Raw genomic sequence first — 13,893 nt, 5'->3', positions numbered from 1 at the left:
GCCGTAGCCGCCGCGGGCGGTGATCACGGCGGCGATCGACGGGTCGCGCCAGGCCTGCTCGAAGTCGGCGGCGCGCTCGGCGTCGGTGCCGGAGAAGTGGCCCAGTCGGGGGTGCGCGCCGAGCACGTGCGCGCCGACCACGGGCTCCAGGCCCCAGCCGCGCAGCAGTTCGCAGCCGGCCCGGAGTCGGTCGGGGTCGATCGGACCGCTGGTGGCGACGACGGCCACCCGGTCACCGGGGACGAGTCGGCGGGGTCGGGTGAGGGCGCTGGCGGCGGAGGGTGTTCCCATCGGGGGCGTCCTTCGGGCGGCTCGGGCGGACCGAGCAGATCGGGTGTTCGAGGTCATTGTGGCCGTTCGACACGCACTTGATGTCCGCTCGGTGGTGGTTCGGCCCGGCTTTCCGTAGCCTGACGACCGATCAGTTCGCCTGCGGGCTGGGAGCGGTACCTCGGCTCTCTTGTCGGGTTCTGACACCCGCACCATGGACGTTGCCCCTTCGGTACGGCAGGATTCGGGCGGACCGTACAGCGGAGGACCTCACCGATGAGCTCGTCGTTCATACCGATGGACACGCCGAACCCGCCCCCGGCGGCTGCGGCCTCCGACGGCCTGCCCCAGGTCTGCGCGCCGACCGAGCCGACCGGCGCGGGCACGGTCGCGGAGCCCGCTGCCGGGCCCGCCGACGGCACCGGTGGAGCGGCACCGAGGCGTCCGGACGCCGGCGCCGCCACCACGGCGAACCTGCGCGCGGGGCTGGCCTCGCGGCTGCGCTCCGCCTACGAGCAGGGCGCCGGGCTGGGCGACCTGGCGGTGGCGAGCCACCAGTCGATCTCCGAGGTGCGGGAGTTGCTGGCGCTGGCCGCCACCGGGCCCGCGCCGGGCCAGCAGGACACGGTGCCCCCGCAGCGCAGCGGTCCGCCGGAGCCGTCGGTGGAGGACTGGCGGCCGACGGCCGGGCGGCCGCGCCCGCGGGTGCGCCGGCAGCTGCCCTCCCGTCGGTCGGCCAGGCCTGCCGGGCCGACCCTGGCCGACGGCGCGAGCGGTGAGGCGGGGGCGTGGTCGGCCGCGGAGCTCCCCGTCGCGGGCCGTTCCGCCGACGCCCCGCCGGCCGAGGCACGGTCGTTCGATCCGCGGCCGTCCGAGGCCGAGCCGTCCGACGCACGGCCGATCGAGCCGTCGCCGGCCGGGGCCGATCCGGAGCAGGGCCGCCAGGACCCGCCGCTCGGCGTGCTGATCGGCGCCTCGCGACCGCCGGGACCGCTGGGCGGCAAGCGGGTCGAGGAGTGCCGGAAGCGGGTCACGGCCCAGCTGGTCAAGGTCGGCCGGGGCACCACGCTCGCGGTGCTGCCCGCCTGGCGGGCGTCGATCGCGGTGTCGGTGCCGACCGAGCTGCTGCTCGACGAGACCGGGCTGGCCTTCGAGGAACTGGCCGGCACCGAGCTGACGGTGGTGGTGAACACCGAGGCGCTGCACGACCGCGAGCTGCGCCCGTCCGGCTGGCAGGTCGTGACCGCCGACCGCCCGGGTGGGCGCAGGCGCGGCTGACCCCGCCGGACGACGGGCGGTCCCCGGACCGCCGCGGTTCAGTCGTTGGGCAGGTACCCGAGGTGGACCGGGGCGGTCCCGGGCCGGCCCTCGGCCCAGGCCGCGCGGACGTCGCGGACCAGCTCCGCGAGGTTCGGCGGCCACAGCGCCTCGGCCTCCGGGTCGGCCAGCTCCTGCTCGCTCCACCAGCGCCAGTCCAGGATCCGGTCCTGCGCGTGCGCGTCGCTGACGTCGCCGACCGGGCCGCGGCGCGGACCAGTGGTGACGTAGACGTGCTCGGACTGACGCACCGGTACGCCCTTGCGGGTGAAGTCGTGCTCCCAGGTGCAGAGCAGCGGTCCGGGGCTCAGGTCGGTCCAGCCGGTCTCCTCGCGCAGCTCGCGCAGGGCGCCCTGCTCCGGGGTCTCGCCCGGGTCGATGCCGCCGCCCGGCGGGCTCCAGTGCACCCCGACCTCGTCGTTGTCGGAGCGGAGCAGGAAGACCGCCCCGTCCGGGTCGATCACCACGGTTCTGGCCGCCTGGCGTGGAGTGCGCATCCCGCCAGCTTGCCAGCGGGGCGCCGCCGGAGTCCACGCGGGCCGGCCGCACGCCCCTGATGCACCGTCAGCGCCACCGGGTGCCACGGACGCACGCTGCGGCGCGCCGATCGCCCGCACGCCCACCGCGGGACACGGCCGAACCACGGGACCACCGGGTACCACCCCGCTACCCTGTGGGCCATGCCAGCCCCGACCATCCTGCTGCCGCAGGATCCGTTGAACCCCCGGCGGGTCGATCCGCACTACTCCTACGAGGCCCAGCTGGTCCGCGGCCTGGGCGGCGAGACCGCGCTGGTGGACCACGACGCACTGCTGGCCGGCGACGCGGCCGAGGCGGTCCGCCGGGTGCCGGCCGGGACCGGACCGGCCTGGTACCGGGGCTGGATGCTGCCGGTCCAGGCCTACGCGGGGTTCGTGCGGGCCCTGGCCGAGCGCGGCTGCCACCTGCTCACCAGCGCCGCCGCCTACCGCACGGCCCACGAGCTGCCCGGCTGGTACGGCACCTTCGAGGGCGCCACCCCGGACAGCGTCTGGCTCCCCGCCGACGCCGACCGCGGCGCGCTGGCCGAGGCCGCCGCCCGGCTCGGCGGCCGCGGCCCGGCGATCGTCAAGGACTACGTGAAGTCCCGCAAGCACGAGTGGCACGAGGCCTGTTACATCCCCGACCTGGCCGACCTGCCGGCGCTGGCCCGGGTGGTCGGCCGGTTCGTGGAACTGCAGGGCGACTACCTGGCCGGCGGCGTGGTGCTGCGGCGGTTCCACCGGTTCGCGCCGGCCGCCGGCCCGGCGGGCGAGCCGGACGCGGCGGCGCGCGGCACCGAGGCGCGGGTCTGGTGGGTGGACGGCGAACCGGTGCTGACCGGCCCGCACCCCGACACGCCCGAGGTCTTCCCCGCGCCCGACCTCACCCTGATCCGCTCGCTGGTCCGCTCGCTCGGCTGCCGCTTCGTCACCACCGACCTGGCGCTGCTGGCCGACGGCAGCGGCTGGATGGTGGTGGAGGTCGGCGACGGCCAGGTGAGCGACCTGCCCCGGGGCACCGAGGTGTCCGGGCTGCTCTCCTCACTGATCTCCACCTGAGGCCGCCGCGGCCGGGCCCGACGCGGGGTCAGCCCCGCCGCTGGGCCGGGATCACCGGCCGGGCCCGGGCGGCCAGCGTGAGCGGCACGGCGGCCAGCAGCAGCGCCCCGCCGAGCAGGGCGCCGACCGGTGCCCCGCCGACCCGGGCGGCCAGCAGCGCGCCGGTGAGCGGCCCGCCGACCAGGCCGAGCGTGCAGGCCGCACCGGCCAGCACCGTCCAGCGCCCGGCCGGGTCCAGGGCGGCCGCGGTGCCCAGCAGGTAGCTGAGCACCAGCGGGTAGAGGCCGTTCCACAGCACCTCGCCACCGGCGAAGGCGGCCGCCGAACGGCTGGCCGCGGTCAGTGCGACGCACAGGGCGATGGCGGCGGTACCGGCGCCGACCGGCAGCGCCCGGCCGAACCGGTCGCCGAGCGCCCCGGCGGCGAGCACGCCGAGCAGGCCGCCGGCCAGCGCCACCGCGAGCACCAGGCCGATCCGACGCTCCGTCAACCCGGCCTGGTGCAGGCCGATCTGGGTGCTGATCCCCCACAGCGCGTTCTGCGCCAGCGACCAGAGCGCCATCCCGCCGGCCAGCGCCAGGCCCGCGCGCCGGTGCGGCAGCCGGCGGCCGCGCACCGCGCGGGCGGCGCCGCACCGGGCGGCGGGCAGCCGCATGGTGAGCGGGAAGGCGAGCGCGGCGAGCACGGCCAGGGCCAGGAAGGGCACTGCGGGCGCCCGGCCGAGCCGGGGCAGCAGCAGGTAGAGGAAGCCGGCGGCGCCGGAGGTGGCGAGCAGGCCGCGCACCGAGACCCGGTGCGGCTCGGGCGCGGCGGCGATGCCGGTGGCGGCGACCGCGCCGGCGGTGCCCGCGCCCAGACCGGCCAGCAGGCAGCCGACGAGCAGTCGCAGGCCCGCCCCGGGCCCGGCGGTGCCCGCCAGCGGGCAGCCGAGCAGCAGCAGGAGCAGGCCGGCCCGGGCCGTCCGGGCCTGGCCGAGGATGGCGACCCGGCCGGCCAGTGCCAGGCCGGCGGCGGCCGAGGCGAGCAGCAGGGCGCTGCCGACCGCGCCGGCCTGAGTGGCCGTCAGGCTGCAACCGGCGACGAGGCGGGCGACCACGGCGGGGGCCAGGTAGCCGGGCAGCGAGCCGACCGCGTAGAGCGCGATCAGTGCTGGGCGGGCCGGATCGGCCGCCGGGCGGGGAGCGTGGTGCGCAGGAGTGCGCCCCGCCACGCGAAGGCGCGGGGACATGGGTGGTGCGGCCTCTCGACCTCAGGGTTCGGGGACGCGTCCGCCCTCCCTGACGGCCGACGGGCCGTGCGGTCGCTCCGCATGTCTACCAGCTCGGGGCGCCGGCCGGGAACCGGCCGACGCCCCGAACGGCCCCGATCGGCCGAGTCGGCACCGGATCGAGAGCCCTTCGTGATCGAACGGACCGTCAACCGGCCAGCTCGGCGGCCACCCGGCCGTCGGCGACGAAGGCCTGCCACAGTCGCGCGTAGGTGCCGCCGGCCGCCACCAGCTCGGTGTGCGTGCCGTCCTCCACCACCCGTCCGTGGTCGAGCACCACCACCCGGTCGGCCCGTTCGGCGGTGGTCAGGCGGTGCGCGATCACCAGCGTGGTGCGGCCCTGCGGGCGGTTCGGGCGGCCCTCGCGCAGCAGGTCGGAGGCGCGGTTGACGGCGGCCTCGGTGGCCAGGTCGAGCGCGGCGGTGGCCTCGTCGAGGAGCAGCACGTCCGGGTCGACCAGCTCGGCCCTGGCCAGCGCGATCAGCTGGCGCTGACCCGCCGACAGGTTGCGGCCGCGCCCGGCCACCTCGTGCTGGTAGCCGCCGGTCAGGCCGGTGATCATCTCGTGCGCGCCGACCGTGCGGGCGGCGGCCTCCACCTCGGCGTCGGTGGCGCCGGGGCGGCCGTAGGCGATCGCGTCGCGCACCGTGCCGGCGAACAGGTAGGCCTCCTGCGGGACCACGCCGAGCCGGTGCCGGTAGCCGGTGAGGTCGTACCGGGTGACGTCGGTGCCGTCGATCCGGACCGTGCCGCCGGTCGCGTCGTAGAACCGGGCGACCAGCTTGACCAGGGTGGACTTGCCGGCCCCGGTCTCGCCGACCAGGGCGACGGTCTGGCCGGCCGGGATCCGCAGGTCGATGCCGGTGAGCACGTCCGGGTTGCCCTCCCCGCCGCCGTTGTAGGCGAAGGTGACGTCCTCGAACCGGATCTCGCCGCGCAGCCGGTCCACCGGCACCGGGTCCGCCGCCTGCGGGGTGGTGGTCGGGGTGCGCAGCAGCTCGCGGACCCGGCTCAGGCCGACGGCGGCCTGCTGGTAGCCGTCGAAGAGCTGGGACAGCTGGTTCACCGGTGCGAAGAACAGGTCGATGTAGAGCAGGTAGGCGACCAGCGCGCCGACGGTCAGCGAGCCGGCCTCGACCCGGGAGGCGCCGGAGATCAGCACCAGCGCGGCGGCCGCGCTGGACAGGAACTGGACGAACGGGAAGTAGAGCGAGATGTAGAACTGCGCCCGGACCCGCGCGTCGCGGTAGGCGGTGCCGCGCTCCAGGAACCGCCGGGTGGTGACCTCCTCCCGGCGGAAGGCCTGGACGATCCGCATGCCCGCCACGTTCTCCTGCAGGTCGGCGTTGACGGTGCTGATCAGCTCGCGGGAGACCTGGTACTGGGCCTTGGACTTGCGGCGGAACACCACGGTGGCGACCGCCAGCACCGGCAGCACGGCGAAGACCGTCAGGGCCAGGCCGGCGTCGATCAGCAGCAGCGCGAAGAAGATGCCGAAGAAGGTGAGCAGGCTGACCACCGCGGTGACCACGCCGGTCTGCAGGAAGGAGGAGAGCGCATCCACGTCCGTGGTCATCCGGGTCATGATCCGGCCGGACAGCTCACGCTCGTAGTAGTCCAGGCCGAGCCGGTTGAGGTGGGCGAAGATCTTCAGCCGCAGGGTGTAGAGCACCCGCTCGCCGGTGCGCCCGCTGACCTTGGTCTCGATGGCCTGCACCAGCCAGTCGCCGAGCACCACCAGCAGGGCGATCAGCGAGGCGGCGGTGATGCCGGACATCGCCGAGCGGGTCACGCCGTTGTCGATGCCCTGCCGGATCAGCACCGGGACGACCAGCCCGGCCGCCGCGTCCAGCGCGAGCAGCACGAAGGCTAGGCCGAGCGCCGGGCGGAACGGCTTGAGCAGGCGGGCCAGCGAGAAGTCGGGGTCGCCGGCCGCGGCCTCGGCGACCGGGACGGCGGGCAGGTCCGCGGCCGGCGGCAGGGCCGCCACCTTGGCCAGCAGCTCCGGGTCGGTGCCGCGCGGGGCGGCGCCGGCGGCCGGGCGGGCCGGTTCGGCGGCGGCCGGCTCGGCCACGGCCGCCGGCTCGTCGAGAAGCGGCGCCACCCGCTCGGCCTCCGGGTCGGTGATCAGCGCGCGGTACTGGGCGCAGCGCTCCTCCAGCTCCTCGTGGGTGCCGAGGTCCAGCAGCCGGCCGTGGTCGAGCACGGCGATCCGGTCGGCGAGCTGCAGGGTGGAGCGGCGGTGCGCGATCAGCACGGTGGTGCGGTCGGCCATCACCTGGTGCAGCGCGTGGTGGATCTGCGCCTCGATCTTCGGGTCCACCGCCGAGGTGGCGTCGTCCAGCAGCAGCACCTGGGGGTCGGCGAGGATCGCCCGGGCCAGCGCGATCCGCTGCCGCTGGCCGCCGGAGAGGGTCAGGCCCTGCTCCCCCACCTTGGTCAGGTAGCCCTCGGGCAGCGCGCGGACGAACCCGTCCGCCTGCGCGGCGCGGGCGGCGGCCTCGACCTGCTCGTCGGTGGCGTCGGGGCGGCCGAAGGCGATGTTGGCCCGGACCGTGTCGGAGAACAGGAAGCTGTCCTCGGGGACGATGCCGACCACCGAGCGCACCGAGTCCAGGGTCAGCTCGCGCAGGTCCTGGCCGAACAGCCGGACGGCACCGCCGGTCGGGTCGTAGAACCGCGGGATCAGCTGGGCGACGGTGGACTTGCCGGAGCCGGAGGCGCCGACCACGGCCAGCGTCTCGCCCGGGGCGACGGCCAGCGACAGCTCGCGCAGCACCCGGGGGCCGACCAGTCGGTCGTCCTCGGCGCTGCGGTAGCCGAAGTCCACCCGGTCGAACTCCAGGGCCGGGGCGCCGGGGACGGGGCGCAGCGGGTGCGCGTCGGGGGCGTCCTCGACCAGCGGGCGCTCGTCGATCAGCTCGAAGACCCGCTCCACGCCGGCCCTCGCCTGCTGACCGACCGTCAGCACCATGGTGAGCATCCGGACCGGGCCGGTCATCTGCGCCACGTAGCTGGAGAAGGCGACGAAGGTGCCCAGGGTGACCGAGCCGTGCACGGCCAGCCAGCCGCCCAGCGCCAGCACGGCGACCTGGCCGAGCGCGGGGACGGCCTGCAGGGCGGGGGTGAACCGGCTGTTCATCCGGATCGCGCGCAGCCGGGCGCCGTAGAGCGTGCGGGAGGCCCGCTCCAGCTTGCCGAGCTCCTGCTCCTCCTGGCCGAAGCCCTTGACCACCCGGACCCCGCCGATCGCGGCGTCCACCACGCCGGCCACGGCGGCCGCCTCCTGCTGGGCCGCCCAGGTCGCGGGGAAGAGCTTCTTGCGGCTGCGGTCGGCGAGCCACCACAGGGCCGGGGCCATCACCAGCGCGACCACGGTGAGCAGCGGCGACAGCCAGACCATCACGGCCAGCGACATCAGGAAGAGCAGCAGGTTGCCGGTCATCATCGGCAGCATCGAGAGCAGGCCGTGCACCAGCTGCAGGTCCGAGGTGGCGCGGCCGACCACCTGGCCGGTGTCCACCGAGTCCTGGCGGACGCCGTCGAACCGGGAGAGCGAGCGGAACAGGTCGGTGCGCAGGTCCAGCTGGACGTCGAGGGCGAGCTGGCCGGCGGTGTAGCGGCGGACCTGGGTGAAGACGAAGACCAGCAGCGCGGCCACGATCAGGCCGGCGGCCCAGGGGACCAGCGAGTGGGTGCTGCCCTTGGCGACGTCGTCGATGATCAGCTTGGTGATCAGCGGCACCAGGGCGGTGACCGCCATGCCGCCGAGCGAGGCGCCGAACGAGAGGAGGAAGTTGCGGCGGTAGCGCCAGCAGTAGGCGTTCAGGCGGCGCAGCCAGCCCTGGCCCTCGTGGGGCGCGGTGGTCGGGACGGGACCTGAGGTCGGTGCAGGGGCTTGCGCCGTCGCGGGTGTCGGGGCCGCTGAGGCTATCTCCCTGGTGGAGCCGTGAGTATCAGGCATATTTAGGGATACTAACCATTTCCTGAGGCGGTCGTCCACGATGTAATCGCGGCGCCGGACCGGGCGTGCGGGGGCTTGGGGTGGGGCGTCATGGAGCGTGGCGCGCGCCGTCGCAGACGGCCGCGGGGTCGGCGGGGCGACCGGCTTGGGCAACAGCGGCCGGCCGGTTTTCCTTCCCCCTCAGCCTGCTCCGCGCGGGCACGGGGGCGCACCGGGCGATCGACGGGGGTGCGGCGGGGCGCTCGACCTAGGACCTAGGGACGAGGACGGCCGTGCAGGTCTGCCGTGCGGGCCGGTTCAGCCGCTGTGCGGGGCCGCGGCGGCGAAGGCGCCCTGGGCGAGCCGGTGCAGCAGGGCGGCGATCTCGGTGCGGGGCAGCAGCTCGGGGCGCTCGCCCTGGGCGGCGGACTGCGGGCGCACGCCGAGGCTGTGCGGGGTGGAGTTGAGCAGGCCGAAGACGGCGTGCACGGAGGTGCGGGCGGCGGACTCGCGCTCCGGGTCGGCCAGCGCGGGGAAGGCCGCCCGGACGGTGGCGACCCAGAGCTCGACGTACTCGCGCTGCAGCCGGCGCACCCGGCGGCGGTCCTCCTCCTTGAGGTGGAACAGCTCGCGGTCGTGCAGGGTGATCAGGTCGGAGTCGTCGAGGGCGAACTCCACGTGGCCGCCGATCAGCGCGTCGAGCGCGGCCACCGGGTCGGCGGCGGTCGCCGAGCGGCGCCGACCCTCTTCCAGCAGGCGCTCGCTGATGCCTATCAGCAGGTCCGCGAGCATCGCGTCCTTGCCGGAGAAGTGGCGGTAGAGGCCGGGCCCGCTGATCCCGACCGCCTTGCCGATCTCGTCCACCCCCACACCGAGGAACCCCCGCGCGGCGAACAGCCGGGCGGCCTCCCGGCGGATCTGGTCACGGCGGGGGGTCGCGGCGGCGACGGGGCTGTTCGGCATGAAACCCATCGTAGACAGCTGGGTTATCGATGGTTAACCTGGCGGCAGGAGTTAACCACCATTAACTTGCCGGGCGCGGGCCCATCCGGATCCCCGTCCGCTGGTTTCCGGGAGCAAGGGAGCTCTTGGGATGGCCCTGACGACCCCCGGCTTCGCCTCTCCCCACCCCTGGGAGGCGGTCGGACCCGCGCACGCCGGTGCGCCCACGGCGGCCGGCCCCGCCACCGCGGTGGCCGGCGGACCGCTCGGCGCGAGCCCGGCGGCGGCTGCCCCGGCGCCACGGCTGAGCTCGGCGGTGGACGCCGGCTCGGCCGCCTTCGAGGCCAACACCGCGGCCCACCGGGAGCTGGTGGCCGAGCTGCGGGCCAAGCTGGCCGCCGCGGCGCTCGGCGGCGGCGCCAAGGCCCGGGACCGGCACACCTCCCGCGGCAAGCTGCTGCCGCGCGACCGGGTGGACACCCTGCTCGACCCGGGCTCGCCGTTCCTGGAGGTCTCCCCGCTCGCGGCGGACGGCCTCTACGACGGCGCGGCCCCGGCGGCCGGGGTGATCGCCGGCATCGGCCGGGTGGCGGGCCGGGAGGTGATGATCGTCGCCAACGACGCCACCGTGAAGGGCGGCACCTACTACCCGATGACGGTGAAGAAGCACCTGCGGGCCCAGGAGGTGGCGCTGGAGAACCGGCTGCCCTGCATCTACCTGGTGGACTCCGGCGGTGCCTTCCTGCCGATGCAGGACGAGGTCTTCCCGGACCGCGACCACTTCGGCCGGATCTTCTACAACCAGGCCCGGCTCTCCGCCGCCGGCATCCCGCAGATCGCGGCCGTGCTCGGCTCCTGCACCGCGGGCGGCGCCTACGTGCCGGCGATGAGCGACCAGGCGGTGATCGTCCGCAACCAGGGCACCATCTTCCTGGGCGGCCCGCCGCTGGTGAAGGCCGCCACCGGCGAGGTGGTGACCGCCGAGGAGCTGGGCGGCGGCGAACTGCACTCCCGCACCTCGGGCGTGACGGACCACCTGGCCGAGGACGACGAGCACGCCCTGGCCATCGTGCGCACCATCGTGGCCGGCCTCGGGCCGCGCACGCCCCGGCCCTGGCAGGTCTCCCCGGTGGAGCCGCCGGCGGTGGACCCGGGCGAGCTGTACGGCGCCGTGCCGGTGGACCCGCGCACGCCCTACGACGTGCGCGAGGTCATCGCCCGCCTGGTGGACGGCAGCCGGTTCGCCGAGTTCAAGGCCGAGTACGGCGCCACCCTGGTGACCGGCTTCGCCCGGATCCACGGCCACCCGGTGGGGATCGTCGCCAACAACGGCGTGCTGTTCGCCGAGTCGGCGCTCAAGGGCGCGCACTTCATCGAGCTCTGCGACCAGCGCGGCATCCCGCTGCTCTTCCTGCAGAACATCACCGGCTTCATGGTCGGCCGCCAGTACGAGGCGGGCGGCATCGCGAAGCACGGCGCCAAGATGGTCACCGCGGTGGCCTGCACCCGGGTGCCGAAGCTGACCGTGGTGATCGGCGGCTCCTACGGCGCGGGCAACTACTCGATGTGCGGCCGGGCCTACTCGCCCCGCTTCCTGTGGATGTGGCCGGGGGCCAAGATCTCGGTGATGGGCGGTGAGCAGGCCGCCTCGGTGCTCGCCACCGTGCGCCGCGACCAGTTCGAGGCCCGCGGCGAGGACTGGCCGGCCGAGGCGGAGGACGAGTTCAAGCGCCCGGTGCGGGAGCAGTACGAGCGCCAGGGCAACGCCTACTACGCCACCGCCCGGCTCTGGGACGACGGCGTGATCGACCCGATGGACACCCGGACGGTGGTCGGCCTGGCCCTCACCGCCTGCGCCAACGCACCGCTCGCACCGCCCGCGCCGTACGGCGTGTTCCGGATGTGACCGCCCGGTCGGCGCGGGCCGCTCCCCACCGCTCCCGGTTCCGGGGGCGCCTCGGAGCGGCCGGCGCCGACCGGCCCACCGGTGAGCGGCGGGCCCGATCCGTCGACCGGCTCCGCCGTCCCAGTCCGCCGTTCCAGCCCGCCGTCCCAGTCCGCCGTTCCAGCCCGCCGTTCCAGCCGCTGTCCCATCCGCCGTCCCGCCCCAGCGCCCCGTCGGCGCCCGGTGGCCGCGCACCGCGACCGCAGGTGCGCCTCCCCGGCCGTCGCCGCCCTTCCCCGTTCTCGCCCCGGAGGAGCACCTCCCATGTTCGACACCGTCCTGGTCGCCAACCGCGGCGAGATCGCCGTCCGGGTGATCCGCACCTTGCGCCGGCTCAGTGTCCGGTCGGTCGCCGTCTACAGCGACGCCGATGCCGATGCCCGGCACGTCCGCGAAGCCGACCTCGCCGTCCGACTCGGACCCGCCGACCGCAGTGACAGCAGCGCCGCCGAGACCTACCTGCGCGGCGACCAGATCATCGCGGCGGCGCTGCGAACCGGCGCCCAGGCGATCCACCCGGGCTACGGCTTCCTGGCCGAGAACCCCGGCTTCGCCCGGGCCTGCGCCGAGGCCGGCCTGGTCTTCATCGGCCCGCCCGCCGGCGCGGTCGAGCTGATGGGCGACAAGATCAACGCCAAGGAGGCGGTCAGCGCGGCGGGCGTGCCCGTGGTGCCGGGCAGCCGGGCCGGAGCCTCGGCCGACGAGGACCTGATCCGCGCCGCCGAGGAGATCGGCTACCCGGTGCTGATCAAGCCCTCGGCCGGCGGCGGCGGCAAGGGCATGCGCCTGGTCCGCGACCCCGCCGAACTGCCCACCGAGCTCGCGGCCGCCCGCCGGGTGGCGCGCACCGCCTTCGGCGACGACACCCTGCTGCTGGAGCGCTGGGTGGACAACCCCCGGCACATCGAGGTGCAGGTGCTGGCCGACGGCCACGGCACCACCGTCCACCTCGGCGAGCGCGAGTGCAGCCTGCAGCGGCGGCACCAGAAGGTGATCGAAGAGGCGCCCTCCGTTCTGTTGGACCCGCAGACGCGGGCGGCGATGGGGGCCGCGGCCGTGCGCGCGGCCCAGTCCTGTGGTTACACCGGTGCGGGCACGGTGGAGTTCATCGTGCCGGGCGGTGACCCGGCGGCCGGCCCGTCGGGCACTGACGGGTCGACAGGCGGGTCGACAGAGGAGTCGACTGACGGGTCGGCAGACGCCGAGCCGGTGGTCCGGGAGTTCTTCTTCATGGAGATGAACACCCGGCTGCAGGTGGAGCACCCGGTCACCGAGCTGGCCGTCGCGGTCGCCGGCCCGTCGGGCCCCGAGCGGCTCGACCTGGTCGAGTGGCAGGTCCGGGTGGCTGCCGGTGAGTCACTTCCCTTCGTGCAAACGGACATCTCCTTCCTTGGCCACGCCGTCGAGGCGCGGATCTGTGCCGAGGACCCGGCACGGGACTTCCTGCCGACCGGTGGCCGGATCCTGCTGCTGGAGGAACCCGGCGGCGAGGGCATCCGGGTCGACTCCGGCCTGACCGCGGGCACCTCCATCACCAGCTCGTACGACCCGATGCTCGCCAAGGTCATCGCCTACGGCCCGGACCGCGAGACCGCGCTGCTGCGGCTGCGCGCCGCGCTGGCCCGCACCCGGATCCTCGGGCTCACCACCAACGCGGGGTTCCTGCGGCGGCTGCTCGCCCACCCGGACGTGGTGGCCGGCCGGTTGGACACCGGGCTGGTCGAGCGAGCCGTCCAGGAGCACCCCGAGCTGCTGGCGGACCAGCAGGACCGGTTCGCCCCGCGGGACACTCACGGGGCTGCGGCCTCCCCGGCCCCGACCCCCGAGGCCGTCCTGCTGGCCGCGGCACTCGTGCGGCACCTCCAGCTCGTTCCCGCCGCCGCCTCCGACGGCTGGACCGATCCCTACGCGCTCCCTTCCGGTTGGCGCCTCGCCGGCGAACCGGCCTGGACGACGCACCGGCTCCGGGTCTCCGGGCAGGACCCGGTGTCGGTACGAGTACGACCCGCCAGCGCCTCGACCGTCATCGAGGGGACTGACGACTCCTCAACTGCGTTCCCCGAGCTCCACGTCCGCCTCGGTGACGGCCCGGTCCGCCGGGCCCGCGCCGAGCTCGGCGCGACGGATCTCTCGCTCACCCTCGACGGCCTGCGCAGCACGTTCGCGCTGGCCGTCGACCGCTCGCCCGCTGCCTCCGCCGGGCCGGTGATCTGGCTCGGCCACGACGGCGACAGCTGGGCCGTCCACCCGTACGACCCCGTCACCGACCGCTCCTCCGCCTCCGCCGCCCACCACGGGGCCTTGACCGCGCCGATGCCCGGCACGGTCACCGTGGTGAAGGCCGCGGTGGGCGACCGGGTCCGCCGCGGACAGCCGCTGCTGGTCCTGGAGGCCATGAAGATGGAGCACGTGATCGCCGCGCCGCATGACGGTACGGTCGGCGAACTCCCGGTCGCGGCGGGCGGAACCGTGGCGATGGAGCAGTTGCTCGCAGTCGTCGTTCCCGAGGAGGTGGCCCTCCCCGAAGGAGCGGGCACCGCCACCGAGGCCCAGGAGGTGGCTTCAGCATGACCAGCACTCAGGGAACGCCCCAGCGAGCGGAATCCGTGCCCGGTCCCGCGCAGTCCAC

At 75.3% G+C, this 13,893-nt stretch carries 9 protein-coding genes (1 of these 9 running past the window's edge); 4 read left to right on the top strand and 5 right to left on the bottom strand.

Features of this window, described 5'->3' with window-relative positions; all coding sequences use genetic code 11:
• Nucleotides 1-291 carry the beginning of a S66 peptidase family protein gene (locus FHX73_RS19105; RefSeq protein WP_145906148.1) on the bottom strand. Its footprint begins 654 nt before the window's first position, so only the first 291 of its 945 coding nucleotides appear in the window; it begins with the start codon at nucleotides 289-291; its stop codon lies off the left edge, out of view.
• Between the two features lie 255 nt (nucleotides 292-546).
• Here FHX73_RS19105 and FHX73_RS19100 point away from each other — a divergent pair, with 255 nt between their 5' ends.
• Nucleotides 547-1,548, top strand: coding sequence for a hypothetical protein (locus tag FHX73_RS19100; RefSeq protein ID WP_145906147.1), 1,002 nt, complete (start codon nucleotides 547-549; stop codon nucleotides 1,546-1,548).
• A gap of 38 nt (nucleotides 1,549-1,586) precedes the next feature.
• Here the strand turns inward: FHX73_RS19100 and FHX73_RS19095 are convergent, their stop codons facing one another.
• Complete coding sequence (locus tag FHX73_RS19095; protein ID WP_145906146.1) at nucleotides 1,587-2,084, bottom strand: NUDIX hydrolase; 498 nt, start codon at nucleotides 2,082-2,084, stop codon at nucleotides 1,587-1,589.
• Between the two features lie 183 nt (nucleotides 2,085-2,267).
• On the opposite strand from FHX73_RS19095, the gene FHX73_RS19090 reads away from it, so the two are divergent.
• Nucleotides 2,268-3,167: an ATP-grasp domain-containing protein gene (locus tag FHX73_RS19090; protein ID WP_145906145.1), complete on the top strand. Its 900-nt coding sequence runs from the start codon at nucleotides 2,268-2,270 to the stop codon at nucleotides 3,165-3,167.
• Nucleotides 3,168-3,195: 28 nt separating this feature from the next.
• Here FHX73_RS19090 and FHX73_RS19085 read toward each other — a convergent pair whose 3' ends face one another.
• The 3 genes from FHX73_RS19085 to FHX73_RS19075 form a co-directional block, all read right to left on the bottom strand.
• Entirely contained in the window at nucleotides 3,196-4,395 is a 1,200-nt protein-coding gene (locus tag FHX73_RS19085; protein ID WP_145906144.1) for an MFS transporter, read from the bottom strand.
• Nucleotides 4,396-4,582: 187 nt separating this feature from the next.
• Nucleotides 4,583-8,398, bottom strand: coding sequence for an ABC transporter ATP-binding protein (locus tag FHX73_RS19080; protein WP_145906143.1), 3,816 nt, complete (start codon nucleotides 8,396-8,398; stop codon nucleotides 4,583-4,585).
• A gap of 297 nt (nucleotides 8,399-8,695) precedes the next feature.
• Nucleotides 8,696-9,340: a TetR/AcrR family transcriptional regulator gene (locus FHX73_RS19075; protein WP_145906142.1), complete on the bottom strand. Its 645-nt coding sequence runs from the start codon at nucleotides 9,338-9,340 to the stop codon at nucleotides 8,696-8,698.
• A 130-nt stretch (nucleotides 9,341-9,470) separates the two neighbouring features.
• Here FHX73_RS19075 and FHX73_RS19070 point away from each other — a divergent pair, with 130 nt between their 5' ends.
• Entirely contained in the window at nucleotides 9,471-11,225 is a 1,755-nt protein-coding gene (locus tag FHX73_RS19070; protein WP_246213600.1) for a carboxyl transferase domain-containing protein, read from the top strand.
• A gap of 303 nt (nucleotides 11,226-11,528) precedes the next feature.
• A complete protein-coding gene (locus FHX73_RS19065) occupies nucleotides 11,529-13,835 on the top strand; it encodes an ATP-binding protein (protein WP_145906141.1) in 2,307 nt (768 codons plus the stop codon).
• Nucleotides 13,836-13,893 lie beyond the last annotated feature (58 nt).

The organism is Kitasatospora viridis, assembly GCF_007829815.1.
Taxonomy (GTDB): Bacteria; Actinomycetota; Actinomycetes; order Streptomycetales; family Streptomycetaceae; genus Kitasatospora; species Kitasatospora viridis.
The sequence above is the reverse complement of the archived record's forward strand: the minus strand, read 5'-3'. Positions and strand labels throughout refer to the sequence as shown.

What these genes read in the sequence shown, in the direction of transcription:
- FHX73_RS19100 (WP_145906147.1), top strand. Translation starts at nt 547, where the DNA reads ATGAGCTCGTCGTTCATACCGATGGACACGCCGAACCCGCCCCCGGCG.
- FHX73_RS19095 (WP_145906146.1), bottom strand. Translation starts at nt 2,084, where the DNA reads ATGCGCACTCCACGCCAGGCGGCCAGAACCGTGGTGATCGACCCGGAC.
- FHX73_RS19090 (WP_145906145.1), top strand. Translation starts at nt 2,268, where the DNA reads ATGCCAGCCCCGACCATCCTGCTGCCGCAGGATCCGTTGAACCCCCGG.
- FHX73_RS19085 (WP_145906144.1), bottom strand. Translation starts at nt 4,395, where the DNA reads ATGTCCCCGCGCCTTCGCGTGGCGGGGCGCACTCCTGCGCACCACGCT.
- FHX73_RS19080 (WP_145906143.1), bottom strand. Translation starts at nt 8,398, where the DNA reads ATGCCTGATACTCACGGCTCCACCAGGGAGATAGCCTCAGCGGCCCCG.
- FHX73_RS19075 (WP_145906142.1), bottom strand. Translation starts at nt 9,340, where the DNA reads ATGCCGAACAGCCCCGTCGCCGCCGCGACCCCCCGCCGTGACCAGATC.
- FHX73_RS19070 (WP_246213600.1), top strand. Translation starts at nt 9,471, where the DNA reads ATGGCCCTGACGACCCCCGGCTTCGCCTCTCCCCACCCCTGGGAGGCG.
- FHX73_RS19065 (WP_145906141.1), top strand. Translation starts at nt 11,529, where the DNA reads ATGTTCGACACCGTCCTGGTCGCCAACCGCGGCGAGATCGCCGTCCGG.